Source organism: Paenibacillus antri, from assembly GCF_005765165.1.
In the GTDB taxonomy this organism is placed as follows: Bacteria; Bacillota; Bacilli; order Paenibacillales; family YIM-B00363; genus Paenibacillus_AE; species Paenibacillus_AE antri.
Genome location: NZ_VCIW01000001.1, coordinates 630,479 through 656,436 on the forward strand (window position 1 = coordinate 630,479; position 25,958 = coordinate 656,436).

Annotated in this window: 27 protein-coding genes and 1 pseudogene; 9 read left to right on the top strand and 19 right to left on the bottom strand. The window is 59.5% G+C overall.

The features are described 5' to 3' along the window. Positions 1–22: 22 nt before the first annotated feature. From FE782_RS02445 to FE782_RS02460, 4 genes are all read right to left on the bottom strand, one after another. On the bottom strand, positions 23–832 hold the full coding sequence (locus tag FE782_RS02445; RefSeq protein WP_138192131.1) for a pyruvate, water dikinase regulatory protein: 810 nt from the start codon (positions 830–832) through the stop codon (positions 23–25). Positions 833–856: 24 nt separating this feature from the next. Further along, entirely contained in the window at positions 857–1,135 is a 279-nt protein-coding gene (locus FE782_RS02450) for a YciI family protein (RefSeq protein ID WP_138192133.1), read from the bottom strand. 141 nt (positions 1,136–1,276) lie between these two features. Further along, positions 1,277–2,380, bottom strand: a complete 1,104-nt coding sequence (locus FE782_RS02455; RefSeq protein ID WP_138192135.1) for a P-loop NTPase family protein — start codon at positions 2,378–2,380, stop codon at positions 1,277–1,279. Positions 2,381–2,428: 48 nt separating this feature from the next. Then, positions 2,429–3,178 (bottom strand): pseudouridine synthase, encoded by a 750-nt coding sequence (locus FE782_RS02460; RefSeq protein WP_138192137.1) that lies wholly within the window; start codon positions 3,176–3,178, stop codon positions 2,429–2,431. A 105-nt stretch (positions 3,179–3,283) separates the two neighbouring features. On the opposite strand from FE782_RS02460, the gene FE782_RS02465 reads away from it, so the two are divergent. Beyond that, complete coding sequence (locus FE782_RS02465) at positions 3,284–3,832, top strand: thioredoxin family protein (protein ID WP_138192139.1); 549 nt, start codon at positions 3,284–3,286, stop codon at positions 3,830–3,832. Continuing rightward, a complete protein-coding gene (locus tag FE782_RS02470; RefSeq protein WP_138192141.1) occupies positions 3,829–4,338 on the top strand; it encodes a PCYCGC motif-containing (lipo)protein in 510 nt (169 codons plus the stop codon). The genes FE782_RS02465 and FE782_RS02470 overlap by 4 nt, the downstream gene beginning before the upstream one ends. Before the next feature lie 61 nt (positions 4,339–4,399). Here FE782_RS02470 and FE782_RS02475 read toward each other — a convergent pair whose 3' ends face one another. The 3 genes from FE782_RS02475 to FE782_RS02485 are packed head-to-tail and all read right to left on the bottom strand — an operon-like array spanning position 4,400 to position 6,786. After that, entirely contained in the window at positions 4,400–4,849 is a 450-nt protein-coding gene (locus tag FE782_RS02475; protein ID WP_138192143.1) for a DUF309 domain-containing protein, read from the bottom strand. After that, the gene (yjbM, locus tag FE782_RS02480; RefSeq protein WP_138192145.1) at positions 4,846–5,652 is read right to left on the bottom strand and encodes a GTP diphosphokinase; all 807 of its coding nucleotides are present in this window, start codon (positions 5,650–5,652) and stop codon (positions 4,846–4,848) included. The genes FE782_RS02475 and yjbM overlap by 4 nt, the downstream gene beginning before the upstream one ends. A gap of 45 nt (positions 5,653–5,697) precedes the next feature. After that, complete coding sequence (locus tag FE782_RS02485; RefSeq protein WP_138192147.1) at positions 5,698–6,786, bottom strand: quinone-dependent dihydroorotate dehydrogenase; 1,089 nt, start codon at positions 6,784–6,786, stop codon at positions 5,698–5,700. Between the two features lie 164 nt (positions 6,787–6,950). Here FE782_RS02485 and FE782_RS32190 point away from each other — a divergent pair, with 164 nt between their 5' ends. Further along, the gene (locus FE782_RS32190) at positions 6,951–7,091 is read left to right on the top strand and encodes a hypothetical protein (protein WP_158299224.1); all 141 of its coding nucleotides are present in this window, start codon (positions 6,951–6,953) and stop codon (positions 7,089–7,091) included. Between the two features lie 973 nt (positions 7,092–8,064). On the opposite strand, the gene FE782_RS02490 is transcribed toward FE782_RS32190, so the two are convergent. The 5 genes from FE782_RS02490 to FE782_RS02510 form a co-directional block, all read right to left on the bottom strand. Continuing rightward, a complete protein-coding gene (locus tag FE782_RS02490) occupies positions 8,065–9,627 on the bottom strand; it encodes a stalk domain-containing protein (RefSeq protein ID WP_138192149.1) in 1,563 nt (520 codons plus the stop codon). A gap of 19 nt (positions 9,628–9,646) precedes the next feature. Further along, positions 9,647–12,013 carry an Ig-like domain repeat protein gene (locus FE782_RS02495; RefSeq protein ID WP_138192151.1) on the bottom strand — a complete coding sequence of 789 codons (2,367 nt, stop codon included), beginning with the start codon at positions 12,011–12,013 and terminating at the stop codon, positions 9,647–9,649. A gap of 154 nt (positions 12,014–12,167) precedes the next feature. Next, positions 12,168–12,404: a ferredoxin gene (locus FE782_RS02500; protein ID WP_138192153.1), complete on the bottom strand. Its 237-nt coding sequence runs from the start codon at positions 12,402–12,404 to the stop codon at positions 12,168–12,170. A 73-nt stretch (positions 12,405–12,477) separates the two neighbouring features. After that, a complete protein-coding gene (locus FE782_RS02505) occupies positions 12,478–12,966 on the bottom strand; it encodes a molybdopterin-guanine dinucleotide biosynthesis protein B (RefSeq protein WP_138192155.1) in 489 nt (162 codons plus the stop codon). Further along, positions 12,963–14,249 carry a DNA polymerase IV gene (locus tag FE782_RS02510; protein WP_138192157.1) on the bottom strand — a complete coding sequence of 429 codons (1,287 nt, stop codon included), beginning with the start codon at positions 14,247–14,249 and terminating at the stop codon, positions 12,963–12,965. The genes FE782_RS02505 and FE782_RS02510 overlap by 4 nt, the downstream gene beginning before the upstream one ends. A gap of 183 nt (positions 14,250–14,432) precedes the next feature. Between FE782_RS02510 and cimA the strand changes: the two genes are divergently transcribed. Continuing rightward, entirely contained in the window at positions 14,433–16,055 is a 1,623-nt protein-coding gene (gene cimA / locus FE782_RS02515; protein WP_138192159.1) for a citramalate synthase, read from the top strand. 66 nt (positions 16,056–16,121) lie between these two features. Here the strand turns inward: cimA and FE782_RS02520 are convergent, their stop codons facing one another. Next, the gene (locus tag FE782_RS02520; RefSeq protein WP_138192161.1) at positions 16,122–16,658 is read right to left on the bottom strand and encodes a TlpA family protein disulfide reductase; all 537 of its coding nucleotides are present in this window, start codon (positions 16,656–16,658) and stop codon (positions 16,122–16,124) included. Between the two features lie 155 nt (positions 16,659–16,813). On the opposite strand from FE782_RS02520, the gene FE782_RS02525 reads away from it, so the two are divergent. Beyond that, complete coding sequence (locus tag FE782_RS02525) at positions 16,814–18,139, top strand: MFS transporter (protein ID WP_138192163.1); 1,326 nt, start codon at positions 16,814–16,816, stop codon at positions 18,137–18,139. A 70-nt stretch (positions 18,140–18,209) separates the two neighbouring features. Here the strand turns inward: FE782_RS02525 and FE782_RS02530 are convergent, their stop codons facing one another. The 3 genes from FE782_RS02530 to FE782_RS02540 are packed head-to-tail and all read right to left on the bottom strand — an operon-like array spanning position 18,210 to position 21,408. Then, complete coding sequence (locus tag FE782_RS02530; protein ID WP_138192165.1) at positions 18,210–18,947, bottom strand: exonuclease domain-containing protein; 738 nt, start codon at positions 18,945–18,947, stop codon at positions 18,210–18,212. After that, the gene (locus FE782_RS02535) at positions 18,944–20,011 is read right to left on the bottom strand and encodes a DUF294 nucleotidyltransferase-like domain-containing protein (RefSeq protein WP_138192167.1); all 1,068 of its coding nucleotides are present in this window, start codon (positions 20,009–20,011) and stop codon (positions 18,944–18,946) included. Before FE782_RS02535 ends, FE782_RS02530 begins: the two co-directional genes overlap by 4 nt. 50 nt (positions 20,012–20,061) lie before the next feature. Next, the gene (locus FE782_RS02540) at positions 20,062–21,408 is read right to left on the bottom strand and encodes an ammonium transporter (protein WP_238392308.1); all 1,347 of its coding nucleotides are present in this window, start codon (positions 21,406–21,408) and stop codon (positions 20,062–20,064) included. Between the two features lie 295 nt (positions 21,409–21,703). Here FE782_RS02540 and FE782_RS02545 point away from each other — a divergent pair, with 295 nt between their 5' ends. The 3 genes and pseudogenes from FE782_RS02545 to FE782_RS33395 all read left to right on the top strand — a co-directional run. After that, positions 21,704–22,159 (top strand): MerR family transcriptional regulator, encoded by a 456-nt coding sequence (locus FE782_RS02545; RefSeq protein WP_138192169.1) that lies wholly within the window; start codon positions 21,704–21,706, stop codon positions 22,157–22,159. A gap of 62 nt (positions 22,160–22,221) precedes the next feature. After that, complete coding sequence (locus tag FE782_RS02550; protein ID WP_138192171.1) at positions 22,222–22,908, top strand: zinc metallopeptidase; 687 nt, start codon at positions 22,222–22,224, stop codon at positions 22,906–22,908. Between the two features lie 157 nt (positions 22,909–23,065). After that, positions 23,066–23,233 (top strand): annotated as a pseudogene (locus tag FE782_RS33395) (IS1182 family transposase); the annotation flags it as partial. An 80-nt stretch (positions 23,234–23,313) separates the two neighbouring features. Here the strand turns inward: FE782_RS33395 and gltC are convergent. Next, positions 23,314–24,216 carry a glutamate biosynthesis transcriptional regulator GltC gene (gene gltC, locus FE782_RS02560; RefSeq protein WP_138192173.1) on the bottom strand — a complete coding sequence of 301 codons (903 nt, stop codon included), beginning with the start codon at positions 24,214–24,216 and terminating at the stop codon, positions 23,314–23,316. Position 24,217: 1 nt separating this feature from the next. Beyond that, positions 24,218–24,838: a rhomboid family intramembrane serine protease gene (locus FE782_RS02565; RefSeq protein WP_138192175.1), complete on the bottom strand. Its 621-nt coding sequence runs from the start codon at positions 24,836–24,838 to the stop codon at positions 24,218–24,220. Positions 24,839–24,939: 101 nt separating this feature from the next. On the opposite strand from FE782_RS02565, the gene tpx reads away from it, so the two are divergent. Beyond that, the gene (gene tpx, locus FE782_RS02570; protein WP_138192177.1) at positions 24,940–25,458 is read left to right on the top strand and encodes a thiol peroxidase; all 519 of its coding nucleotides are present in this window, start codon (positions 24,940–24,942) and stop codon (positions 25,456–25,458) included. Between the two features lie 75 nt (positions 25,459–25,533). Here tpx and FE782_RS02575 read toward each other — a convergent pair whose 3' ends face one another. Next, positions 25,534–25,923 (bottom strand): DUF1499 domain-containing protein, encoded by a 390-nt coding sequence (locus FE782_RS02575; RefSeq protein WP_138192179.1) that lies wholly within the window; start codon positions 25,921–25,923, stop codon positions 25,534–25,536. Between the last annotated feature and the right edge of the window lie 35 nt (positions 25,924–25,958).

The window sequence follows — 25,958 nt, forward strand, 5'->3', positions numbered from 1 at the left end:
GATCCTTGTGAATGAATAGGGATTAACGGTTGATATAGTCCATGATCAGTCCGGCGGTTTCCTCGATCGCCCGATTCGAGACGTCGATAATATGACAGCCGTAGTTTCGCATGACGTCGTTCGCGTAACGCAGCTCCGCCGCGACCCGGGCGGGATCGGCGTACAGCGCGCCGAACGGCAGCCCGACGACCTTCAGACGCTCCTGCCGGATCTTCGCGATCGCTTCGGCCTCCATCGTCAGCCCGATCAACCGGCCCGGCGGCACCCGGCGCAGCTCGTCGGGCAGCCGCGCCTCGGGCACGAGCGGCAAATTCGCCACCTTGTAGCCCTTATGCGCAAGGTAGATGCTGAGCGGCGTCTTGGACGTGCGGGAGACGCCGAGAATGACGATGTCCGCCGCGCGCATCGACTCCGGCTCCCGGCCGTCGTCGCACCGGACGGCGAACTCGATCGCTTCGACGCGTCTGAAATATTCGTCGTCGAGCACGTGCAGCAGGCCCGGCACCCGCTTCGGCGCGTCGTTGAACGTATCGACGTACGCCTGAATCATCGGCCCCATAATGTCCACCGTCCGCACGCCGAGCCGCAGCGATTCGGTCCGCATCGCCTCCCGCAGCTCCGGCTGCACGAGCGTGTACGCGACGAACCCGCGCGACGCCGCCGCCTCCGCCAGCAAGGCGACGATTTCGCCCTCCGTCCGGACGTTGCCGACCCGCTTGATCTTCGCCTGCTCCCGTTGGAATTGGCGGAACGTCGCGCGGGCGACCGCCTCCGCCGTCTCGCCGACGGAATCCGAGCAGACGTATACCCAGCCTTCGTTCTGTTCGTTCAACCGGACTCCCCCCGCTTATGTAGGTTACCGCTGCAAATTCGCCTTGGCGACGGCCCACTCGTGGATTTCATACGTGCGGGCGTTGTGCACGATATACGGATCGTTAACCGCCCACGCCTTGACCTCTTCCTCGGACTCCGCCTCGTACACGAGCATGCCGCCCCAGCCGTCCACGAACCGGCCGTATGCCGTCAATACGCCTTCGTTATACTTCCGCTCCAAGTAATCGAGATGCGCCTGTCGATGCTCCGCGCTCTTCTCCGCGTCCAGCATCGGCAAAAATACGACGTACAGCTTCTTCATAAGTCGAATCTCCCTTTCGTTATATAAGCTATTCTCGTTCCTAATTGGACTATACCTGAACCCGCCACGAAAAAAAAGACGAACCGCGGAACGCATCGCTTTGGCGGCGCGTTCCGCGGTTCGTTCGGCGGTTCGTTATCGTTAATGGACCGGATCGGTTTCGAACAGGAGCTCGTCGATCTTCACGTTCTCGTGCATCACGGACAAGTTAAGGGATTTGTACTCCTTCTCCTTGTCCAACTCGCGCATGAGCAGCGTCGCGACGATCTCGCGTTCCTCTTCCTCTACCGGATCGCGGAAGTCGATGAAGCCGGACAGCTGCCGATTCGCGATGTCGACCGTGGCGGTGCCGATCGGCAGTCCGCCGTGGCGCTGATTATAAATTTCGTACGTCAGCATGTCGCCGTCGTCTCTCGCGAGCGTCACGGTATAGTCGCTCTCGTCGTCCCTCATGGCGGCATCTTCTTCGTACGCGTCGTCGTCGGCCAAATCCTCGTGCGTCAGCTCGATGCGCTCCAGCTCCTCGCCGGCGTGCAGCACCCGGATATCGAACGTATCGATCTCGTCCTCGTCGAAATCCGACACGATGAGGTCGGTGACCGCTTCGATCTCGTCCTCGCCCGGAAGGAACATAAACCGGATTTCTCCGAAGCAGTCCGTTCCGTGCGTGCTGAACACCGCCTCGGCCAACCATTCCATCTCTTGATCGTACACGTGGTACTCTATTTTATTGCGGGTTTCGTTCACGACGACGAGCTCGTAATACGCGGCCTTCCGGCCGGCCGGCGTCCGCATCTCGATATGATCGAGATTGTCCGCGTCCTCGTCGCCTAGCGGCTCGTATTCGTCGGCGTCGAACCCTGCGACGTCTTCGTACGCGTCCTCGTCTTCCTCGGCGTCCGCCAGCAGGTCGTAATCCTCGGCGTCGTCCATCTCTTTCCAGCGCCCCGCCTCGTCGCGGCTCGTCGCGATGATATGATCGTAGGCGCTGTTCGTAACGACGACGTCGCAATCGACGGCGCGCACCGCGAGAATGAGGTCCTGGATGTAATTCCGGACGAACTGCACCACCTCGCGCTTGTCCGATTCGGTCATGGACGCTCGGTCGAGCTGCACGGCCCCGCCGATGCGATCGCGCTCGCGGTAGACGAGGGTCATATTGCCGGCGTACCGTCCGTTCAATAATATGTCGTGGATCTCTCCTCCCGACGTCTTCAGATCGGGCCTCAGCATGATCGTGGTCATGGCGCATTCCCTCCGGGATACAGGTATTGGCAGCGACTGCTTATGCAATCATTGTGTAGATTGTCCTGTTTGCGGCGACCCCATACGGAGATTTTCCAATTCCTCGTCCGTCAGCTCCCGGACCGCCCCGAGCGGCAGCTCCGGATCGAGCGACAGACTTCCCATCGACAATCGCTTAAGGTAGACGACCTTCTTGCCCACCGCTTCGAACATCCGCTTCACCTGATGGAATTTCCCTTCGGTGATCGTCAGCTCGATCCGCGACGTCGGCCCGCTCTCCAGTACGACCAGCTTCGCCGGAAGCGTGACGTAGCCGTCGTCGAGCGTCACCCCGCGGGCGAACGCCTCGCCGTCCTCGGACTTGACGACGCCCGCCACGTCCGCGTAATACGTCTTCGGCACGTGCTTCTTCGGCGACAGCAGCCGATGCGCCAGTTGGCCGTCGTTCGTCAGGAGCAGCAGCCCTTCCGTATCTTTGTCGAGGCGGCCGACCGGGAACGGCTCGAACGCCGCCTGTTCGGGAGACAGCAGGTCGACCACCGTGCGGTCGCGATTGTCCTCCGTCGCGGAGACGACGCCCGCCGGCTTGTGCAGCATCAGGTAGATGAACTCCCGATATCGGACGACGGCGCCGTCGAAGACGACTTCGTCCTTCGCCGGATCCACGGTCTCCCCGCTGTCCTTCGCCTTCCGTCCGTTGACCGCGATGCGGCCTTCCTTCGCGTATTTCCGGATTTCGCTTCTCGACCCGTATCCCAGATGGCTTAACATTTTATCCAGCCGCAGCTTCGTGCCCATAGCTTCCCGTTCCCTTCTTTTGTCACCGAACGGTCGATAGTGGTCCGTCCGCGAATATAGTATAATGGTTTCTAAATAACTCTCAAATTTGAAGAGGTGACCTTAATGAGCAAGAAAGCATCCGCTTCCCGAGGGGGCGGACCGAAACAGAAGAACGTATCCCGCAAGCTGATTTTGTACTTTACGGTGTTCGCCGTCTTGATCGTCGCGCTCGTCGTCGTCAATCAGCAAGCGAACAAGGCGAGCAGCGACAACGTGTACGGCATCCCGACGTCGCAGCTGTCGCCGCAGACGGTCGATCTGCTGGACGATCCGAATTACCAGAACATCATCCTGCCGGACGAGCTGGATCGGAAAATCGCCGATAAGGAATCGTTCTTCCTTTATTATTTCTCCTCCACGTGCCCGTATTGCATGCAGACGACGCCGCTGCTCAACCCGATCATCGAGGATGCCGGGGTGAACGTCCCGCAGTTCAACCTCGACGTATACAACGACGGCTTCGGCAAGTACAACATCGTCTATACGCCGACGTTGATCTATTACGAGAACGGCGTGGAGAAGGAACGCATCGAAGGCGGCTTCGGCGCCGAAAACAACGAAGCGAAGTTCGCAGACTTCTTCGCTCGGAATAAAGGTGCGGCTCAGTCATGATGACGCGGCTGCTCCCGGTCTTCCGGCTGCCGCGGCGAGCGCTCCCGCTGACGGCGCTCGCGCTGCTCCTGTTCGTCGTCTTGTCCGGCTGCGCGTCGACGGCGGGCGAGGAGCACGCGGATCATAGCGGCGGACATGCCGCCCACGGTCTCCCGGACAATATCGAGGTCACGGCGTCGCCGGACGTCCTTCCGGCGTTCCTCGACGATTATACCGATACGACAAGGGACTTCTACTCGCAGGTGTACGACCACATGGACGTCCTGAAGGAACTGAACTGCTATTGCGGATGCATGGAATATAACGACCCGCACGACTCGTTGTTCCGCTGCTTCATCGCCGGCGTCGACGACGACGGCGTGCATTGGACCGACCACGGCGGCTCCTGCGGCATCTGCCTGATGGAAGTTCGCGACGCCATGAAGATGGCGGACGAAGGCAAGTCGATCGACGAAATCCGCCAGTTTATCGATTCGACGTACGGCGAAACCGCCGCCTCCACGTAAGAAGAGAGCCCCCGTTGCGCTGCTGGAAAGCGGCGACGGGGGCTTTTTCCATACCCATAAGTTATGCGTGCTCCTCTTCCTCGCCCGGTACGAACGCTTCGACCGCCGCGACGAGCGCGGGATCGACGATGTCGATATCCAAGTCTCGAAAAGGGAACGGCGTCTCCTCATGCCGCAGCAGCCTCTCCAAGTGCGATTTCGCGTCCGCGAGGAGCCGATCGAGACGAATGCCGAGCACGATCGCTTCGTTGCCTTCCAGCTTGCGAATCGCCGCCGACAGCAGCTTGACGCCGCCGTCGATGTTGCCGTTGCGGTGATGGTATAAGCCGACCGCGACCTGGAGCAGTCCTTGGTACAGCGGGTCCCGCGCCTCCTCGAGCCACAGCTGCTCCATGACCTCGTGGCACTCGAAGTAGTCCCGCTCCCGGTTGAAGTACGCGACGAAGGCGACGTATAACGGGTCGTAGGCCGGGGATGCGCCGCCTCCCGCTCCGGTCCCCGCCGTCGTCACGATCGATTCTCCTTCTTCGCCAGCAGCAACGCGGCCTGGACTTGCTCCGACAGCTCCCGCAGCCGCCAAGGATCGTCCTCGACGCCCCACAGCTCGCTGAAGCGGTTTTGGAATTGCTGCGCTTCCTTCGCCCGGTTATAGAAGTACAGCTGCTGGATGTCGTTCAGCACCTGGCTGACGCGCGACGATTGATCCTCGAACAGCTTCTGCGCTTCGACGATTTCCTCGCGGATTTGCGACATCTCTTCGTCCAGCTTGAACGCCGCTTCGGCGGCGCTCTGCAGCCGGTCTCGAATGTGCTCGGGCAGGTTGCCCCGGAACTTGTAGCTGAGCGAATGCTCGATCGTCGCCCAGAAATTCATCGCGAGCGTGCGGATTTGCAGCTCCGCCAAGATCGCCTTCATGCCGAGCGCCGTCTGCACCGGGTATTCGACGATGATATGGTAGCTGCGGTATCCGCTCGGTTTATTGTTCTTGATGTAATCCTTCTCGTAGAGCACCCGCATATCCTTGCGAGCCCGAATCAACTCCGCCAACTGATCGATGTCGGCGACGAACTGGCACATGATGCGGATGCCCGCGATATCCTCGATGCCCGTCTCCAGCTTATCCATCGGCACGTTCAGCCGCTTCGCCTTCTCCAAGATGCTGGAGACCCGCTTCACGCGTCCCGTCACGAATTCGATCGGCGAATATTCCTCGCGCTTCTTCATCTCGACGCGCATCGTCTTGAACTTTACTTTCAACTCTTCCACGGCTTGATCGTAGGGGATCAGAAATTTACCCCAGTCTCTTCCGTCCATCCGTCGCCACCTCCTGTCGCCGTCCGGGCGTACGTTCGCCCCTCGTTATCGGCCTACCGCTTCGGAGACGCTTCGAAACCCGTCCGCCAGCGCCAGCGTCCGCACGCCTTCGGCCAACCGGCGAACCAAGCCCGGGCCTTCGTAAATGAGCGCCGTGTACACTTGCACCAACGAGGCGCCGGCCCGTATCTTTTCATATGCGTCCTCGGGGGTAAAAATGCCGCCCGACCCGATGATCGGGAGTCCTCCTTGCGTCTCGCGATAGACGTCCCGGATGACTTCCGTGGAGCGCTGACGGAGGGGCTTGCCGCTGAGGCCTCCCGCTTCGTTCCCATGCGGATGCGATGCGACCGGTTCGCGGGCCAACGTCGTATTCGTCGCCACCAAGCCGTCGACCCCAGACGCGACGACCGCCGCCACCGTATCGGCGAGCTGCTCGTCCGTCAGGTCCGGCGCGATCTTGACGAGCACCGGCTTCTTCGCCGCGCCGGGCCGCGCCGTCGACAGCGTATCGCGGGCCGCCGCCACCGCCTGCAGCAGCGCGCGCATCTCGTCGCCCTGCTGCAAGCTGCGCAGGCCGGGCGTATTCGGCGAGCTGACGTTCACCACGAACGCGTCGCCATGCTCGTACAACGTCTTCAGATTGCTGACGTAATCGTCCGCCGCCATCTCGTTCGGCGTCGTCTTGTTCTTGCCGATATTGACGAACAGCGGCACCGGCATCCGGGCGCGAGCGAGACTCGCCGCCATCGCCTCCGCGCCGACGTTATTGAAGCCCATCCGATTGATGAGCGCTTCGTGCTCCTTCAGACGGAACAACCGCGGCTGTTCGTTGCCGGGCTGTCCGACGGGCGTCACCGTTCCGACTTCCACGAAGCCGAAGCCCATGGCCGCGAACGCTTCCGCCGCGGTGCCGTTCTTGTCGAGTCCGGCGGACAAGCCGATCGGATTCGGAAACTTCAGACCGCATACTTCGGTCGCTAGCTCGGCGAATTTCGGCACGCCGTACATCGCGTGCAACGCCCCCAAGGCGCCCGGCACGCGCGTCGCCGCCGTCAGTCCGCCGATAGTCAGATGATGCGCCCGCTCCGGATCGAGACGAAACAGCACCGATTTGGCGATGGAATATAACATATGGCTTCTACCCGCTTTCTCCGACTCTTTTCCCTATCTTCTTAGTGTAAAAGTTTTTCCAAGAAAAAGAAAGCGGCGCGTTCCCCTCGTTGAAAAGGTAGTCGAAACCGTTTACAATGAGAGTACAGTACAACCTACCACCCATCCGAAGGAGAGAAGAGGCTATGGCCAAGCGCAAGACGCTCCAGCCGCTGCGGAAACCGAAGAAGGAAGAAGGCAATCCCAAGGCGCTTAAGATTGCCGGCATCTCGCTCGGCGTACTGCTCGTACTCTTGATCGCGCTTATCATTTTCGTGAACAATTAATTTCGGCTATATAGAGCCGCCGCCAGGCGGGACACGGTCCGTCGAACGGGTTTCGTTCGGCGGACTTTTTTTTGCGTTCGAGGGAGCGGCGACTTCGGCCGTCGCATGGCGCCCCTCCCCCCTCCCTGCACGTCGTCTGCATCTGCGTCCCCCGCCTCGCTCCCCGGCCTACATTTGCACCCCTTTTAACCTCAAAAAGTGAGACATGACTTCATCCTGCGTCATTCCTCCCCACCTTGGCCTACGGCAGGCGGCGGGGGATCGAGCATTGTTACGTCATAGTGCTAATTCTGCATCGGCATGGTGCAAAATCTGCACCACAATGCAGCATTTTAGGCCGTTCATGTGCCTGACGGGCGGCGGGGGATCGAGCATTGTTGCGTCATAGTGCTAATTCTGCATCGGTATGGTGCAAAATCTGCACCCCATTGCAGCATTTTAGGTCGTTCATGTACCTAGCGGGCAGCGGTGGTTCGAGCATTGTTGCGTCATAGTGCTAATTCTGCATCGGTATGGTGCAAAATCTGCACCACATTGCAGTATTTTGGTCGTTCAAGTGTCTGGCGGGCGGCGGGGGATCGAGCATTGTTGCGTCATAGTGCTAATTCTGCATCGGTATGGTGCAAAATCTGCACCACAATGCAGCATTTTAGGCCGTTCATGTGACTGGCGGGCGGCGGGGGATCGAGCATTGTTGCGTCATAGTGCTAATTCTGCATCGGTATGGTGCAAAATCTGCACCACAATGCAGCATTTTAGGACGTTCATGTGACTGGCGAGCGGCGGTGGTTCGAGCATTGTTGCGTCATAGTGCAAATTCTGCATCGGTATGGTGCAAAATCTGCACCACAATGCAGCAAGTAAGACTGTTCATGTCTCTGGCGGCCGCTGTGGCGCTTGCCGCCTCGACGCCGCCTCCCGCCGAACAACAAAAAGAGGCCGCCCCATCCGCTAGGGGCGACCCTCTCGCTTGCTACTCTCTCAAGATGACCGTCGTCGACGCGCCGTGCCAATCGACGTCGACGCCGACCTGCTCGGCGAAAAATCGAACCGGCACGTACGTGCGGCCGTCCGCGACGTACGGCGCCGCGTCGATCTCCGTCGTCGTCGTCACGCCGTCCGCCGTCTGCCGCACTTCGAGGGCGCCGATCGTAAGTCGAATCGTGCCGTTCGCGCCGGACAAGACGATATCGTTGCCTTCGAACGCGACTTCATAGCCCATCGCTTCCGCGATCGCCCGCACCGGCACCATCGTCCGGTTCGAACGAAGCTCCGGCTTCGCATCGAACGCGACCGTTTCGTTGTTGTACAACACGCGGATATCGCCGTTCGCCGCCCAGCCGTTCGGAAGCTCGTAAAACTCGATTTTACGAATCTTGTTATTGTACGTGTCCGAAACGTACAAGCTGCCGTCCGCGCCGATCGCGACGTCGGACGGATAATCGACCATCGCTCTCTGATCGATGCCGTTCGCGACGCCGTAATCTCCGTCGACGTTGCCGACGACCGTAACGACCTTGCCGTCCTTCAAATATCGGATGCTGTGGTTTAAGCTGTCCGCGATGTACAGACCGCCTTCCGCGTCCACCGCCAGCCCCTTCGGGCTGTAGAATCTGGCGTCGGCGGCCGCTCCGTCGACGTAGAAGCCTTCAACGTACAACGCGTCCTTCGCATACCGGCCGCCGCCGGCGACCGTCGTCACCGTACCCGCGGCGAAGTCGATATACCGAATGCGCTGATTGCCGGTGTCGCTCACATACAGATTCCCTTGGGCGTCCAGCGCCAGACCCGTCGGTTCGTTGAACAACGCCTCCGCGATCGGTCCGTCCTTGAAGTCGCCCGCATCCTCGACGACGCCTTCGAACGCCTCGATCGCCCGCTTGGACAGCGCGTTCAGCGTCGTCACGTTGCCTGACGCGTCGATCTTGCGGATCGCATGATTCAGCGTATCCGCTACATAGACGGCGCCGTCTCTCGCGACCGCGACGTCCGACGGCGAATCGAACGCCGCTTCCGCTCCCGCGCCGTCCTTATAGCCGAGCACGCCTTGGCCCGCGACGGTCGACACTGCGCCGTTCGCGGCGATCTTCCGTATCGCGTGATTGCCCTTGTCCGCCACGTAGACGTTGCCGCTCGCGTCGGCCGCCAGCCCCGCCGGACTCGAGAAGAAGCTCAGATCGCGAGCGCCGTCTTGCAGCGCGCCCGCCGGCAAGCCCGCGTCGTCGAACAAGACCGTAACCTCCACGCCGGCGTAGCCGGACACGCTCCCGCCTTTAATCTGGCGGATGCGGTGGTTGCCGGTATCGGCGACGAGCAAAGATCCGTCTCTTAGCGCCAACACCGCGCCCGGATGCCGGAACGACGCTTCCGCGGCCGCCCCGTTCAGCTCGTCGAATTCCCCGCTTCCCGCGACGTCGAACGACTCGATCAAGGGCCGGCCTTCCGGCGAATAGATCGCCGCGCTCGCGCCGGCCGCCCCTCCGAAGAGAAGCGCCGCCGCCAGGCTGCTAAGACTTAAGGTTCGAATGATTTTCATATGATCTCCTTATGAGTCCTTAGTAAGAGAAAGAAAACGTTTCTGCAGGCACGTAAGACGTCCCGTCTTCGAACACGAATTGCGCATAGACGAATTGGAACATCTCCGGATCGCCGATGCCGGACGGTTTCGTAAACCTGAGCGTCGCCATCGTCTCTTCGTTGTCGAACTCGACGGCGGCTCCGGTGCCGAACAACGTTAAGGAATAAATTTGCTCGCGCAGTTCCTTCCCGGTACCGTCCACGCCGTCGACGTAACGGAGCACTTCGGCCGTCTGGGCGGCAGGGAATTTCGTCGCATGATACGTTGCGTTCGTCGAAAGCGCCGGGCTTACGGTTCTTCCGCTGACGAAATGAAGCTGCATGCCGTACAGCTTCTTCGTCCCCGTGAAGTTGTCGAGCTTCACGGCGATATCGAAGCCGTTCGTCGTATCCGTCTTCGCCAGCGTCAACTCCGGAGAAGCCGGCGTCGGCGAGACGATGTTGTGCGTAAACGTCTTTTCGTTCCCGACGTATAGCGCCGATTCACTAGGTTTATAGACCGCTCTATACGTCTTCGTCGTCGGCGCCGTCGCGTTCGGCGTCAATGTGAACGAAGTCGCTCCCGAGACAAGCGTATTCTCGCCGATCTTCAAGGAACTATCGTACAACTCGACCGTTCCTACCGGCGTTCCGGTGCCCGGCGAAGTCGCGGCGACGGTAACGCCGAGCGTGAACGTCGCGCCGATCTCGGACGAAGTCGGCGCATCGACAGTCACCGTCGTCGCGCTCTTCACCTTCAGCGTCTGCGAGAAGGACGTGCTCCTCTCAAGCGAGCTCGTTCCCGGATAGATGGCGTTCACTGCGTACGTGCCCATCGGGAACGCCGTCAAGCTTTGCGCCGCCGTCAAGGTCAGCACGGCCTTGCCGCCGGACGTCGTCGCCGTCCCGATCGACGTCGAGCCCTTGCGGAACGTCACCGTAGCGCCGTCCGGAACCGCCGAACCGTTGCTGTTATTTTTCACGTTGGCGGTAATCGTAATGGCCTCTCCTACGACCAGCTCGCTCTTGCTCAGCTCGACCGTCGTCGTCGTCGCGGTCCGGTCGTCCGACGACGAGCCCGACTGCGTAGGCTGCGTCGGCGTCGTCGGGGCTTTCCCGGTCTCTTGCTGCTGCTTCTCTTGCTCCTTCTGTTCCAAGCGCTGCTGAAGCGCATCGCGCTGCTGCTGGGACAACTGCTCCAGAAGACGGTCCGCGGCTTCCTGCTTCTTCTGCTCTTGCGCTTGTTGGTTCGCTTGCTGCAGCTGCTGCGCCGCTTGTTGAATTTGTTGAATCAGCGATGCGTTATTGTTCGTGACTTCCGTCTTCTTCTCTTCCTTCTGCTGCACCTGCTGCTGCTTCTTCTCTTCCGCTTGCTGCCGCTGCCGCTGGCGCTGCCGCTCCGCCGCGGGATCGACGCCCGCCGTCCGGTCGATCGGCGGCACGTCCCGGTTCAAGTCGTATTGCCGATCCTGAATCGAGATGTCCCGGTTGGCGGCCGCGGCGATGTCTTGCGCCTCCGTCTCGTCAAGCGTTCCCGAATCCACGGCCGTCTTCAGAATGTTGAACAAAGCATTCTCGACGTTGGACTTATATTTATCGAGAGCTTCCTGCTCTTGCAAGCTCAGCGTGCCATTGGGATTCGCGTCCCCGCCGCCCGAGAAGCCGCCGATGATCTCGTCGTTCTCCTGATCGATCAATGCTTTATTTTTCAGCAGCGCCTCGATGACGCTCTTGTCCGCCTGCTTGACGATGTCCGACGGATCCACGTACGACACGCCGGCTTTCGGCGGCGCATCCGGATACACGGTGACCTGCTGCGCAGGGAGCACCAGCGTGGAATCCCGTTGTCCGGGATTGCCCGCTTCGACGCGGCCGGCGCTGACGAACATCGTCGGAAGGCCCGTAATCGGATCGATCGAAACCATAAAGTGCGTGCCCCGCACGCCCATGACCGCCGTCGGCGTTTCTACCTTATATGTACTGCTGGAGCCCGTAATCTTCTCTACCTTGTTATACATCGAACCGGCCCATGTCTTCACGGCCGTATCGCTGCCGCCCGCCTTGTCCTTCAACTTGGACAGCGCGCCGCTCCAATTTTCCCCTAACACCACTTCGTCGTCTCGGTCGGCGACCTTCAGCGTCACGCTGCCGCCCTTCTCGACCTTCAGTTTATCGCCTTCGTTCAGGCCCATACCGTCGAATACTCGAATCTCCTTCGTCCCGCCGGCCTTCGTCACCTTCACGGTTCCGGTCACGTCGGTCACCAAGGCGAATCGCGTAGACGCGCCGAGGGCCGTACCGCCGAACATGCCGAACACAAGGGTGAAAACCAATAACGTTATTGCCCATTGCTTCGCTCTTCTCACAGTTTCGTCCTCCTACCCTATCGGCGTTGAATATGGAACGCCCATCCTTCATTTTACGGTGTTAAAGACAAGTCCGCAATATAATCTTTGCACGCAAAAAACCTTCCCCCGCTTGAACGGAGGAAGGTTTATCATCGATATGGAGCCTCGAAAATCAGTTGTCGAACGGGCTGTCTTGGATCTTGATCGAGTCCGTCGGGCAACCGTCGGATGCGTCTTGAAGATCGTCGTACAGGTCTTCCGGAATTTCCGTAACGCCGCGGTTGTTGTCGCCGTCGTAGATCACTTCGGCCAAACCTTCGTCGTCGTAATCGTAAATGTCCGGGGCAGTCGCACCGCAAGCGCCGCACGCGATGCAGGTTTCTTTATCTACCCACGTGTACTTTGCCATGAATAATTCCTCCCTATTCTCATCCCTTGGTTGCAAGCCTCATTTGTCATCATAATACAACCCGGCCCAAAATTCAAACGATATCGGACGAATCCCCTCGCAGGAACCGGCGTTCCAGCTCGTCGACCAGGTCGTCGAGTTCATGAAAGTAGTATACCGGTAAGCCCGCGTCGTTATCTTTGGAAAACGACCCCTTCGTCACGGCGGCGACGACCGGCGCAAGCGCGTCCGTCAGCAGCGCGGCTTGTTCTTCCGTGCGGAACACGAACACCTTCGGCGCGCCGGAACGGATCATGCCGTCGGCGACGACGACGTCGAACCGTCGGTCCGGATCGAAAGCTCCGTCCGCGGGACCTTCCGAACCGGCGACGAATCGGACCTCGGCGGCGCCGGCGATCGCGAACTTCTCGCGAATCGCGTCGTCCTCCGCGTCCGCTTCCACGACCGAAAGAACTTCCAATCCTCTATTATGAAAATAACGCGTCACCTGCGATGCCAATGTCGTCTTCCCGCTGTCCGGATGCCCGACGAACGCGATGACCGGGGTCTCTTTTTCGCTCATTCCTCTTCGTTCCCTTCCAGATGATCCATCTGCAGCGAGGTGCCTCGTTCCTTCTTATTTCGGATGCGGGAAGCCGGATCGTCGCCGAGCATGCCCGCCGTCAAGATGGCGCTCTCTCCGTACTTGTCCCGAATGCGGTCCATAACGGTCGTCAACTCCGCCTTCTTCGGCTGCTCCCGATACTCGAACAGATCGAGCTGCATCGGCACGTCCTCCTTCTCGCGCAAGTTTTGACAGGCGACGCCGAGCAGCCGCGCCGGCGCGCGGTCGGGCCAATGCTTCTCGAACAACGCGCAAGCCGCCCGATGCACGACCGCCGCCTCGTCCGTCGGGGCCGGCAGCGTGACGGCTCGCGTGATCGTCTTCATGTCCGGCCGGCGAATCGTGATCTGAACGGTGGAGGCGATCAGCCCCTTGCGCCGGAGCCGCCGCGTCACCTGATCCGCCAAATTCAGCAGCACCCTCCGCGCCTCGTTCGGCTCCGTGACGTCCTCCGGCAGCGTCACCGTATGGCCGACCGACTTCGCCTGCTCCCGCTCGGCGTTCACCGGCGCGTCGTCCCGCCCGTTGGCGGCGCGCTTCAGCCAATGGCCGTTCACGCCGAAGTGCGTGACGAGGAACGCTTCCTCGGCTTCGGCCAACGCGCCGAGCGTCCGGATGCCGAGCCGTTCCAGCTTCGCGGCCGTCTTCGAGCCGATGCCGTGCAGCTCGTCGCAGGGCCGAGGCCAAAGCGCCTTCGGCACGTCCCGCAGCCGCAGCACCGTCAGCCCGTTCGGCTTCTTCATATCGGACGCCGTCTTCGCCAGCAGCTTGTTCGGCGCGACGCCGATCGAGCACGGGAGGCCGAGCTCCTCGCGGATGCGCCGCTGCAGCTCGCCCGCGATCGCGAGAGGCGGACCGAACTGCTTGGAGCCGGTAATATCGACGTAGCATTCGTCGATCGACACCGGCTCGACGAGCGGCGACACGCTCTCCACGATGCGCAGGAACGCAAGCGAATAGCTGCGATACAAGTCGAAGTCGGGCTTCAGCAGAATCAGCCCGGGACACAAACGCGTCGCCTCCCGGACGGTCATGCCGGTCTTGACGCCTCTCGCCCGCGCCGGATACGACGACGTCACGACGATGCCCTTGCGCGCCTCCGCGCTGCCCGCGACCGCCGTCGGCTTGCCGCGGTACAGCTCCGGCTCCGCCGCCTCGTGCACGGAGCAATAGAAGGCGTTCATGTCGATATGCAATATAACTCTCCCGCTCTTGGGATATGCGTCTTCGTTGACCATCATCTCACCCTAACCTGCAAACGAACGGCTCCTCCAGGCTGCTGATTTCAGCATACTCGCGGGCCCGCCGCCCGGTCAAGCGCGCGCCCTTCGCGCAAAAAGGATATTCCAACCTTGCAAACCGTGCTATAATATTCGAAATCGCTGCAAATACGGAAACTTGGATAAGCAAGGGAGGACGCCGGAATGCCGCAACAAGTAACGATCTTCGACACGACGTTACGCGATGGGACCCAAGGCGAGGGAGTCAGTCTTACCGTCGAAGACAAGTTGAAAATCGCCGCCAAGTTGGACGACTTGGGCATTCATTATATCGAAGGCGGATGGCCGGGAAGCAACGGGAAAGACATCGAATTTTTCAAGCGGGTCGCTTCGCTTTCCCTGAAGCACGCGAAGGTGACCGCGTTCGGCAGCACGCGCCGCAAGGGCGTGAAGCCCGAAGAGGACGGCAACCTGAAGGCCATTCTCGAATCGGGCGTTCGCGTCGCCACGATCTTCGGCAAGTCTTGGGACTTCCAGGTGACGACGGCGCTGCAGACGACGCTGGAAGAGAACGAAGCGATGATTTACGATTCCGTCCGCTACTTGAAGGAGCAAGGGCTCGAAGTCATCTACGACGCCGAGCACTTCTTCGACGGCTACAAGAACAATAGAGATTACGCGCTCGGGACGATTCGCAAGGCGGAAGCGGCTGGCGCCGACTGGATCGTCCTGTGCGATACGAACGGCGGCTCGATGCCCGGCGAAATTGCGGCGATCGTCGCCGACGTCGTCGCCTCCGTGAAGACGCCGATCGGCATCCACGCGCACAACGACTGCGAGCTCGGCGTCGCCAACTCGCTCGCGGCGGTGCAAGCCGGCGCCAGACAAGTCCAAGGCACGTTCAACGGCCTCGGCGAGCGGTGCGGGAACGCGAACCTCGTATCCGTCATCCCGAACCTGCAGCTGAAGCTCGGCGGCTACCGCTGCGTCTCCGACGAACAGCTCGCGACGCTGACGAGCGCGGCGAGGTACGTCAGCGAGATCGCCAACGTCGGCATGCCGGTCAACCAGCCGTACGTCGGCAGCGCGGCGTTCGCGCACAAGGGCGGCATCCACGTCTCGGCGGTGCTTCGGCACTCGAAGACGTACGAGCACATCGAGCCGGAGCTCGTCGGCAACCGCCAACGAGTGCTCGTCTCGGAGCTCGCCGGCCAGAGCAATCTCGTGTTCAAGGCGCAGGAGATGAACCTCGACTTCGACCTCGAGAACGAATCGACGAAGCGGCTCATCCAGACGATCAAGGATATGGAGCATCGCGGGTATCAATTCGAAGGGGCCGACGCTTCGCTCGAGCTGCTCATCCGCAAAGCTTACGACAAGCAGGAGAACGTCTTTACGATCGAGTCGTTCAAGCTGCTCGTCGAGAAGACCGGCGACAATCCGGTCGCGTCCGAAGCGATCGTCAAGGTGAAGGTCCACGGCGAGACGGTGTATACGGCGGCGGAAGGCAACGGGCCGGTTAACGCGCTCGACAACGCGCTGCGCAAGGCGCTTGAGACGTATTACCCGGACATCCGCGACATTCACCTTACGGATTATAAGGTGCGCGTCATTAACGAGAAGGATGCGACCGCGGCGAAGGTGCGAGTCTTAATCGAATCGTCCGACTTCGATGCGAGCTGGAACACCGTCGGCGTCAGCGAGAACGTCATCGAAGCGAGCTGGGAAGCGATTCTCGACAGCATTCGGTACGCGCTGATCGGACGCACGGTCGTGCTGGACAATCGCGAAGAGAAGCACGAACGCATCGGCATCGTGAACCATTAACCGCATAAACACGAGGAAGGCCGTCTTTCGGAGCGCGATTCGCTCCCCGAAGGACGGCCTCTTTGTTTAGCTTTCCAGCAGCTTCTTCAATCGACGTTCGAATTCCTCGTGCCCCGGAAGACCGACCACGATATCCTGTACGACGCCTCGCCGATCGATAAAGAACGACGTCGGGTACCCAGGCACTTGGTACAGCTTGAACGCGGCGCTCTTCTCGTCGAGCAGCGTCGGGAATTCGTATTTGTATTGTTTCACGAACGCTTGCACGCTCGTCATTTCGTCGTATTCGAGTCCGTTCACGCCATAGATGTCGAGTCGGTCCTTGTACTTCTCGTACAAATCCGACAAGATCGGCGCCTCCATCCGGCACGGATCGCACCAAGACGCCCAGAAGTTGACGATGACGGGCTTCTCCCGTTCGCCTCTGCCGATACCGAGCGTCCCGCCGTCGAGCGTCTTCAGCTCGAACGAAGGGGCCAAATAACCGATCTTCGGCGCTTCTTCCGTCGGCAGCGCGGCCGTCTGCGCCGTCGCGAACTGCTGAATGATCGCGAGTCCCGCGAGCAGGATGACGATCGCGAGCGCGAGCACCGTTTTCCTCATGTGATCCCACCCTTTCCTTCCATATATATTACCCGTTTCTTCGGAAAACTTCCAACCCCTCGGCCCCGCCCGGATTGCCAACGGTTTCCCCGAATGCCGCCTTCCTGCCCCGGGCACATTAGGATCATTCTTCTTTCAGAGGAGTCGATTCGGAAGTGGAAAAGACGAAGACGCGCAAGCTGAACATCACGTTCCAGAGCGATGTGGAAGCGGAAGAACATCCGCGCGAAGCCGCGTCCAAGGGCGGAGGCGGCAAGGCGGGAGCCAAGGGCAAGATCTGGGAATTCATCGCGATCGCCAGCATTCCCCTAGTGCTCGTCCTGGGCAACTCGATGCTGGTGCCGATCCTGCCCGACATGCAGCGCGAGATGAATATCAGCGATTTCAAGAGCAGCTTGGTCATTACGCTGTTCTCGGTTACCGCCGGCGTCTTCATTCCCGTGGTCGGATATTTGTCCGACCGTTTCGGACGGAAGGCCATCATCATCCCGGCGCTGATCGTATACGGGTCGGCGGGCGTTCTTGCGGGCTTCGGCGCGGTATGGGGATCTTACAGCGTGGTCATCTGGGCGCGGGCGCTGCAAGGACTCGGGGCGGCCGGGACGGCGCCGATCGCGATGGCGCTCGTCGGGGACATGTATAACGGCGCGACGGAATCGAAGGTGCTCGGGCTGACGGAAGCGTCCAACGGGTTCGGCAAGGTCATCAGTCCGATTCTCGGCGCCTCGTTGGCGTTGATCGTATGGCACGCGCCGTTCTTCGCGTTCCCGATTTTCTGCGTCCTGTCGCTGCTCGCCGTGATGTTCCTGATCAAGGAGCCGAAGGAGAAGACGAGCAAGAAGGAACCGGTCGGACAATATTTGCGCACGGTCGGCTCGATTATTAAGGAAAAGGGTCGTTGGCTCGTGACGTCGTTTTTCGCGGGCAGCCTCGCCTTGTTTACCTTGTTCGGCATTTTGTTTTATTTGTCCGAAATATTGGAGGAGAAGCCGTATAACCTCGACGGCGTCATCAAGGGACTCGTGCTCGCCATCCCGCTCGCGGGACTCGTCATCACCTCGTACACGACGGGCGCCGTCATTAAGAAGAACGGGACGCTGATGCGTTGGCTCATGAATATCGGACTGACGCTGTCCACCGTGTCGCTCGGATTAACGCTCGTCTGGAACAAGGAGCACCTGATCATGTTCATGAGTCTCATTACCCTAAGCAGCGTAGGAACCGGCTTGCTGCTTCCGTGTCTCAATACGATGATCACCGGTTCCGTCCAGAAGAGCCAGCGGGGGATGATCACCTCGATCTACAACAGCCTTCGGTTTCTCGGGGTCGCCGCCGGTCCGCCGTTAATCGGATACTTAATGGAACAGAACGAAAACATCGTCTTCATCATGCTTTCCGCGTTGGCGCTAATTGCGCTCTGCCTCGTGTTTTTCCTCGTCAGGCCCGAGCCGAACATCGCACGCAAGCCTCAGAAAGCATAAGATACAGGAAGAGCCCCTCATCGGCCGGGATCGACCGAACGGAGGGGCTTCGTTTTCGCGATGGAGCGTCTTACGTTTGGCTTAAATACGCGTATAATTCCCCGAGCGTATGGATGTTCCGATCCTGCACGCGCCTTAGGAACGACACCCAAAGGCGCGCGGTCATGCGGGAATCCTCCAACGCGTGGTGGCGGACCGTCACCGGGATGCCGTGCTCCTCGAGCAGCGCGTCCAGCGAATAGTCCTGCCGCTTCGGCTCCAGCCACTTCGCGATCATGATCGTGTCCAGCACCCGGTGCGTCATGTGTACCTTCGAGGTTCGCCATAACGCCGCATTCAAGAATTGCTTGTCGTGCGCCGATGCATGCGCCACGAGAATGCGCCGATCCACGAATTCGAAAAACCGCCGCAGTCCGTCCATCACGCTCGGCGCCTCGCGGACATCGTCCGCCGTTATGCCCGTCAGCGTCTCGATGTTCGGAGGAATCGAACGCTCCGGGTTGACGAGCGTATAGAACGTCTCCTCCTCGCGGATTTCGTCGCCCTTCACCGCGATCGCCCCGAACGACAAAATTTCGTCCCCGCCGCCCGCATGGAACCCCGTCGTCTCGAGGTCGAACACGACGACCTCGACCTCGGATAACGGCGTCTCCATAATGAAGTCCTTCCGCTGCCGCTTCATGACCTGCCGAAGGAACGCCATCTGCTGCGCGTTCTGCGGATTAAAGACGGAGTTGATCGCCGGCGTGATGCCGCCCATCTTATACAGAGACCACATGCCCGTCGGGGGTCGATTCTGATCCTTCATAGATGCCCCTCCGTACCGAACGTCTTCTTCACCCTGCGCTGCAGCTCCGCGCCGACGCGCAAGGCGTCCTTCAACTCTCGCTTCACGTCTTTCGTGAGCAGCTTCGCGGATAAAACGCCTCTCGTCGTATACTTGCCGTCCTCGATGCGGAACGGCGTCATCGCCCGGAACTTCAGCACCGTGCGGAACGCCTCCTTCCAATCCCGAACCAGATCGGGCCGCATGCCCTCGCACTGCGCGAGCGCGTCGATCCGCTCCAGCGTCGACGTCGCCGGAATGCGATGCGCGAGGGAGAGCAGCCGAATCGCATTCACCATCGGAATGTAAGCGCCGTATTTGATGTCGATGCCGCCGGCGTCCTCCCCGTACGGCTCCGTCAGCAGATTGCCGAGGAACCCGACCAATACCTTATAACGCAAGGTGTTCTGAACCATGCGAGGCAATATCGTCGAACGATGCGCCTCGATCCGGCTCGCGAGCTCGGTTCGCAGCGCGGACGCCAGAAATTCATTGCCGTAGATCGGACGCGCGTCGGCCATGATCAACAGATGCCGCACCGTCTCGAACTCGGGCGTCTCGATCCACGAATGCAGCGTCTCTCGCCAGGCGGTCGTCGTTCGGCGCCAGGCCGGATTCGTAACGAGCACGCCGCCTTCGCAAGGCGGGTATCCGACCGTCTCGAGCGAAGCGCGGAACGCTTCGCCGAGCTCGCCCATGTACCGTTCCGCCTCCGCGGGATCGGCCCCCGACTTCGGCTCGTAGACGATCCCGTTATCCTGATCGCTCCACAGCGTCTGCTCTTTCCTTCCTCCGCTGCCGAAGAGCAACACCGCAAACGAAGAAACGGGCGGAACGCCCGGATAGGACGCTCGAACCCGTTCTTCGGCAATGGCTAACGATCTGCGGATGAAGGCGTCGTGCAGCCGGTTGATCGTCTCCGCCGCTTCGACGCCGCCCGTCATAGAGGCGCCGAATGCATCGTGGACGTCGTCTCTGAGCGATCGCAGGTCGGCCAAGGCCGACGCTTGCGACGCTTCGCGCTCTTTTTCCAACCACTGATGCATGCCGGCGCCAGCTCCTTGTCGTTGAAATCGTCGCGTACCTTCCCGGCGAATCAGCCGTTGAGGGTCGTCTTTTTCATTTGCTCAGGATAACCGTACACGCCGTGCTCGCTGAGGTCAAGACCGACGATCTCTTGCTCTTCCGTGACGCGGAGGCCGACGATCGCTTTAATGATGAGGAGCAAAATGTAAGATACTACGAAGGCGAACAGACCGGATATGACGACGCCGTAGAATTGAACCCACAGCTGGCTGAAGCTGCCCGAGTAGATCAGACCCGCTTCGCCGACGCCGACGCGCTCGACGAGCGCCGGGGAAGCGAAGATCCCGTTGGAGAGCGTGCCCCAGATCCCGACGACGCCGTGTACGGACAATGCGTAGATCGGATCGTCGATCTTCAGCTTCTCGAACATCTTCATGCTGCCGTATACCAATACGCCTGCGATCAAACCGATGACGACCGCAGCCCAAGGATCGACGAACGCGCAAGACGCGGTGATGGCGACCAAGCCGGCGAGCGTACCGTTCAGCGTCGTTGTGATGTCCGCCTTCCCCGTGGACAGCCAGGAGATGAACATAGCCGCTACGGCGCCTGCGCCCGTCGCGATGATCGTCGTGAAGCCGACGTAACCGAGGAAGCCGTCGCCTACGGACAACGTCGAACCTGCGTTAAATCCGAACCAGCCAACCCACAGGAGCAATACGCCGAGGGCCGTGAATACTTGGTTGTGACCGTGAATTTCGTTGGCCGTACCGTCTTTGTTGAACTTGCCGATCCGCGGCTTGAGCAGCATCGTCGCCGCAAGAGCGGCTGCGGCGCCCGTCAAGTGAACGACGGTGGAACCGGCGAAGTCCTGCTTGTGGCCCGTCAACCAGCCGCCGCCCCAGATCCAGTGCGCGATGATCGGATACACCAGCGCCGTGAACAAGATCGAGAACAAGACGTAGACCGACAGTTTGGCGCGTTCCGCGAAGCCGCCGAAGGCGATCGTCAGGGAGATCATCGCGAACGCGAGCTGGAACAAGAAATCGATGGAAGCCGGATACCCTTCTTCGGCGCCGATCGGCGGGGAGAAGAAGAAGCTGCCGGTGGCGAAGAAGGCGTTGGAGTTTTCGCCCCAGATGAAGCCGTACCCGACCGCCCAGAACACCAGCGTGCCGAGGCCGACCGTAAAGATCGTCTTGCCTGCGACGTGACCGGCGTTCTTCATTCGAGTGGAGCCCGTCTCGAGAAGAATAAAGCCGCCCTGCATCAGAAGCACTAAGATGAATGATAACATCAACCAAATCGTGTTGAGACCCATGTCAAGCATCGTGCTCGACGGCCCTTCGGACGCGAAGGCGAGCGTCGGGAACAATAAGCTCATCGCGCCAACTGCAGTCAGTACCTTTTTCAACACAGCGACCACTCCTCGTTTGTGTTAATTAATCTAACACGTTTTGAAAACCTTAATGTCATTATAAGCAGGAAGTACTACATTGACAATAGTTTTTTTCAAATTCACAAAAAACTTAACATGGATAACATAGAAGCCTTTTTAATGCACTCCTCAATATAATATGTGTGAGGTAAATTTACATTCCAGGCTTGGCCGGGTCGTTCACAAATTTGTCCCGCCTTTTCGAAACCATAACGTTTGACTGTATGCTTTCGGGTTCGTTATCATAGAAATAATGTAAGATAACCGATTTCTAGTGCGAGGTGATGCAGGTGGGGATAAGAAGCTTTTCAAAATCGGGGAATTGGCGGCGCTCTGCGAGGTTAGCCCTCGTACGATCGATTACTACACGAAGATCGGTCTGATCGAACCGACCGAACGCTCCACGACCAATTATCGCCTGTACGGAAACGAAACCTTGCAGCAGCTGAAACGTATCGAATGGTTGAAGCAGCAGAAGCTTTCATTAGAAGAGATTAAAGATCTGTTGCTGAAGAACGGGAAGGTATCGTCCGAGGAAGCCGTGACCGATCGACTTACGGCGCTTCAGCTGCATATGATGCAGCTCGAACGCGAAGCGAAGGCGATCGCGCCGATTCTCGAGCAGCTGAAGCCGAAGCAGGCGCGCAACTTGCTCAAGTCGTTGTCGCCCCAGACGGCTGCATGCATCGAAGCTTTGCTGCTGTTGATCGGCAAGGGTCCATTGATGTAACCGGCGATTCCGCGTCCCGTCGGTGGGTTACTGTATATTTTAGAAACGGAGGGTTTCACGACATGTTCTTTCACCCCATGGATTTCCTGATCATCATCGCGTTCTTCGTCTCGATCTGGGCGCAGTTCCGCGTGAAGGGCACGTTCAAGAAGTGGTCGTCCGTCGGCATCAGCAGCGGCTTGACCGGATACGAAGCGGCCCGCCGCATGCTCGACAACAACGGCTTGCACGACGTTCCGATCGAACCGGTCCGCGGCGTGCTGTCGGATCACTACGACCCGATCCACCGCGTCGTCCGGTTGTCCGAGCCGGTGTATTACGAGAGCTCCGTATCCGCCGTGTCCGTCGCTTGCCACGAAGTCGGCCATGCCATTCAACACAAGTACGCTTATCCGGCGTTGGTGCTCCGTCACCGGATGTTCCCGCTCGTGAATTTCACGTCGGGCGTCGCGCCGCTGCTGCTGATCGCCGGCTTCATCTTCGGGGCCATGAATCTCGTGCTGATCGGTATCATCTTCTTCTCGGCCGCCGTCGCGTTCCAGCTCGTCACGCTGCCGGTCGAATTTAACGCCAGCTCCCGGGCCCGCGAATTGATGGTGTCCGAAGGGTTCATCTCGAACGAAGAGGAACGCGGCGTCGCGAAGGTGCTGAACGCCGCTGCGCTGACGTACGTCGCCGCCGCGCTCATTTCCTTGCTCGAGCTGGTGAAGTTCGTCATGATCTTCCTCGGCAGCAACAACGACGAATAAAAACCGCTTTCCTTAAAGAAGGGGCTGTCCCAAAAGTCGTAAAACGACTTAGGGGCGGCTCCTTCTTTTTACAATCATGCTCTTAGCGGGAGGGGGTACGGGGTTCCGGCTCGCGCTTCTGTAAAACGAAAAACTCCGCAGCGAGGAATGAAGGGAACTGTCTGTCCGCCGCATGGTCGAGGTGGAGAGTGTATTTGGATTCCGGCGTTTCCTGCTTCGAAGCTTGCCACAAGCGAGCTTGGAGGTCGGGTGGCTTTCACTCGCCCATAACCTCCTTAAGCGAACAGCAATAAGCCAAAAAGCGAAAACGGTCGGTCAGGAATAGACCTCCTGCCCGACCGTTTTCAAGTTTTTCATAGGAAGTGGATTTTACCCACTTTTGGGACAGCCCATTCTTTTTTCATGTCAGGGAAGGCGATTCTTCGTATCCATATGTCGTATGACGAAATTGCGGAACGCCTCGGCGACGAGCGGCAGCTTCTCCCCTCGCCGGCGAATCAGCCCGATCGTACGCAGCACCTGCGGCTCCGTCACCCGCACGCTCACCGGCATCATGGGGCTCGTCTCGATGAGCGCCATCTCCGGCAGCAGACTGACGCCGAGGCCGGCGGCCACGAGTCCGCGGATCGTATCCATCTCCTCGCCCTCGAAGCCTATGCGCGGAGAGAACCCCGCCTTCCGGCACGCTTCCAGCACGATCGAACGCAATGAATAGCTCTCGCTGAACATGACGAACGAGTCGTCCTTCAGCTGCTCCAGCCGAATCGTCGTATGTCGCGCCAACAGGTGGTTAGGCGGCAGAATGATCTTCAGCTCCTCCGTCAGCAGCAGCTCCCCTTCCACTTCCTCGCGCTCCTTCGGGAACGGGGAGATGAAGGCGAGATCGATCTCTCCCTCGAGCAATTCCCGAATGAGCACGTGATACGTGCCTTGCTTCAGCACGAATTTCACGTTCGGATGCTCGGCTCGATATTCCGCGATGACGCTCGGCAGCAGATGGATGCCGAGGCTGTGCGGGAAGCCGATGCGGATTTCGCCCGCTTCCGGATTCATGAACTCCTGCAGGTCGAGCACCGCCCGATCGAGATCGGTCAGAATCGTCTCCGCGCGGCTCATGAACAGCTTGCCGGCCGGCGTCAGCTGCAGGTTCCGCCCCTTCGGCGAAAACAGCGCCACGCCCAGCTCCTCCTCGAGCTGATGGATCTGACGGCTGACCGCGGATTGCGCGACGCGCAGCGACTCCGCGGCGTGCGTCACGTGCTCGAGGCGCGCCACGGTAATGAAGTATTGCAATTGTCGCAGCTCCATGTCAGCGATACCGTCCTTGCAATACTTTGGTGTACAGCCCGTTCAGAATCAAGCCGCCGACGAACCCGCCCAAGTGCGCGTACAAATTCACGTGCGGCACGACGATGGAGTAGACGACGCCCACGATCAGGATCGTCTGGATCGTCTTCTTCGACTGCGGATCCATCGCTTTGCGGTGGAAGATCATGTAGTACACGTACGCGCCGAAGATGCCGTAGACGGCGCCGCTGGCGCCGAGCGAGAATACTTCGCCGGCATAGAAGTTCGTGAAGATGTTGCCCATGACGGCGGAAAATAAAAACAACACCGCGTACCGCATCGGTCCGAGCGCCCGTTCCAGCGGCGGCGCGAACACGAAAATCGCGAAGCCGTTGAACAGAAGATGTCCGAAGTCGGCATGCAGGAACGCCGACGATATATAACGCCAATATTCGGGAACGATGCCCTGCTCCAGACTCTTCACGAATCCGCCGAATATTTGCTTCAAAATCGGTGCCGGCACGCCGTACGCCGACGCCGCGGCGGCGAATCCGACATGCGCGACGACGCAAATCGCGAGGATGATCGTGTTTACGGGATAAAAGCGAATATATTCGCGAAAGTTTTCGTACCTAAGAAACATAAGGGGTATCGGCTCCTCTCCCGTCGTTGGACTTTGCCTTTCCCACCATTATATAATATAAAAGGTGTTTACAAGAAATGTCGATGAGGAGGAATTATGAAATGGCAGTCGAAAGAACCGGAGTAGCTACGCTGAAGGGCAACCCGCTGACGTTGGTGGGTCCCGAATTGAAAGCGGGCGACCAAGCTCCCGATTTCACCGTAAATAAAAGTCTCGTCGATTCCGCATCCCTGAAGGATTTCGCGGGCAAAATCAAGCTCGTCAGCGTCGTTCCTTCGATCGACACGGGCGTATGCGACGCGCAGACGCGCCGCTTCAACGAAGAAGCGTCGAAGCTCGGCGACAACGTCGTCGTCATTACGATCTCCAACGACCTGCCGATGGCGCAAGGCCGCTGGTGCGGGGCCGCCGGCATCGACAAAGTCACGATGCTGTCGGATTACAAGAACGTCTCCTTCGGCGACGCGTACGGCGTACATATCAAGGAACTGCGCCTCTTGATGCGTTCGATCTTCGTCATCGATCAGAACGACAAGATCGCTTACGTCGAATACTTGTCCGAGATGACCGAGCATCCGAATTACGAAGCGGCGTTGGAAGCCGTCCGCGCGCTGCAATAAATTTCTGCCATAGGCCGTCCCGTCCGCGGGGCGGTTTTTTTTTGCGCAAAAAAAAAGAAGGCCGCAGCCCTCTTCCTAGTTCGAGATTTTATGTTCCTTCAGCTTCGCGTCGATCGACTTGAAGATGTCCAGGATCGTACGGTAGTTCGAGCCGAGATCGCCTAGCGAGCCGCGCGACGCCGAATAGATGTCGATAGCGGATTTCAACGGGTTGAGCGAAAATACCGTCAACGTGATATCCTGCACTCGTCCGGTGACCGTTCGCTTCTCGAGCACGATCTCCCCGACGTTCTTCACCTCATGCAGCAGCTTATACCCCGGTTTCTTCTTGAGGATCGAGATGACCTCTTCCCACAGCTTATCGCGAGACAGCTTATAGTACCTCGTCTTCAATTCCGGCCGGGTCGCTTTCTCCCCCGTCTGCTCGTGACTGCGGATCAGTCCGATGAGCGTTCTCTTTAACAAAACCGTTCCCCCCTTGGTTCTCCGCACCCGTTGCC

What these genes read in the sequence shown, in the direction of transcription:
- FE782_RS02550 (WP_138192171.1), top strand. Translation starts at nt 22,222, where the DNA reads ATGTTCTTTCACCCCATGGATTTCCTGATCATCATCGCGTTCTTCGTC.
- yjbM (WP_138192145.1), bottom strand. Translation starts at nt 5,652, where the DNA reads ATGGACGGAAGAGACTGGGGTAAATTTCTGATCCCCTACGATCAAGCC.
- FE782_RS02485 (WP_138192147.1), bottom strand. Translation starts at nt 6,786, where the DNA reads ATGTTATATTCCATCGCCAAATCGGTGCTGTTTCGTCTCGATCCGGAG.
- FE782_RS02520 (WP_138192161.1), bottom strand. Translation starts at nt 16,658, where the DNA reads ATGAGGAAAACGGTGCTCGCGCTCGCGATCGTCATCCTGCTCGCGGGA.
- cimA (WP_138192159.1), top strand. Translation starts at nt 14,433, where the DNA reads ATGCCGCAACAAGTAACGATCTTCGACACGACGTTACGCGATGGGACC.
- FE782_RS32190 (WP_158299224.1), top strand. Translation starts at nt 6,951, where the DNA reads ATGGCCAAGCGCAAGACGCTCCAGCCGCTGCGGAAACCGAAGAAGGAA.
- FE782_RS02455 (WP_138192135.1), bottom strand. Translation starts at nt 2,380, where the DNA reads ATGACCACGATCATGCTGAGGCCCGATCTGAAGACGTCGGGAGGAGAG.
- FE782_RS02465 (WP_138192139.1), top strand. Translation starts at nt 3,284, where the DNA reads ATGAGCAAGAAAGCATCCGCTTCCCGAGGGGGCGGACCGAAACAGAAG.
- FE782_RS02510 (WP_138192157.1), bottom strand. Translation starts at nt 14,249, where the DNA reads ATGATGGTCAACGAAGACGCATATCCCAAGAGCGGGAGAGTTATATTG.
- FE782_RS02470 (WP_138192141.1), top strand. Translation starts at nt 3,829, where the DNA reads ATGATGACGCGGCTGCTCCCGGTCTTCCGGCTGCCGCGGCGAGCGCTC.
- FE782_RS02500 (WP_138192153.1), bottom strand. Translation starts at nt 12,404, where the DNA reads ATGGCAAAGTACACGTGGGTAGATAAAGAAACCTGCATCGCGTGCGGC.
- tpx (WP_138192177.1), top strand. Translation starts at nt 24,940, where the DNA reads ATGGCAGTCGAAAGAACCGGAGTAGCTACGCTGAAGGGCAACCCGCTG.
- FE782_RS02535 (WP_138192167.1), bottom strand. Translation starts at nt 20,011, where the DNA reads ATGCATCAGTGGTTGGAAAAAGAGCGCGAAGCGTCGCAAGCGTCGGCC.
- FE782_RS02450 (WP_138192133.1), bottom strand. Translation starts at nt 1,135, where the DNA reads ATGAAGAAGCTGTACGTCGTATTTTTGCCGATGCTGGACGCGGAGAAG.
- FE782_RS02460 (WP_138192137.1), bottom strand. Translation starts at nt 3,178, where the DNA reads ATGGGCACGAAGCTGCGGCTGGATAAAATGTTAAGCCATCTGGGATAC.
- FE782_RS02505 (WP_138192155.1), bottom strand. Translation starts at nt 12,966, where the DNA reads ATGAGCGAAAAAGAGACCCCGGTCATCGCGTTCGTCGGGCATCCGGAC.
- gltC (WP_138192173.1), bottom strand. Translation starts at nt 24,216, where the DNA reads ATGGAGCTGCGACAATTGCAATACTTCATTACCGTGGCGCGCCTCGAG.
- FE782_RS02530 (WP_138192165.1), bottom strand. Translation starts at nt 18,947, where the DNA reads ATGAAGGATCAGAATCGACCCCCGACGGGCATGTGGTCTCTGTATAAG.
- FE782_RS02565 (WP_138192175.1), bottom strand. Translation starts at nt 24,838, where the DNA reads ATGTTTCTTAGGTACGAAAACTTTCGCGAATATATTCGCTTTTATCCC.
- FE782_RS02490 (WP_138192149.1), bottom strand. Translation starts at nt 9,627, where the DNA reads ATGAAAATCATTCGAACCTTAAGTCTTAGCAGCCTGGCGGCGGCGCTT.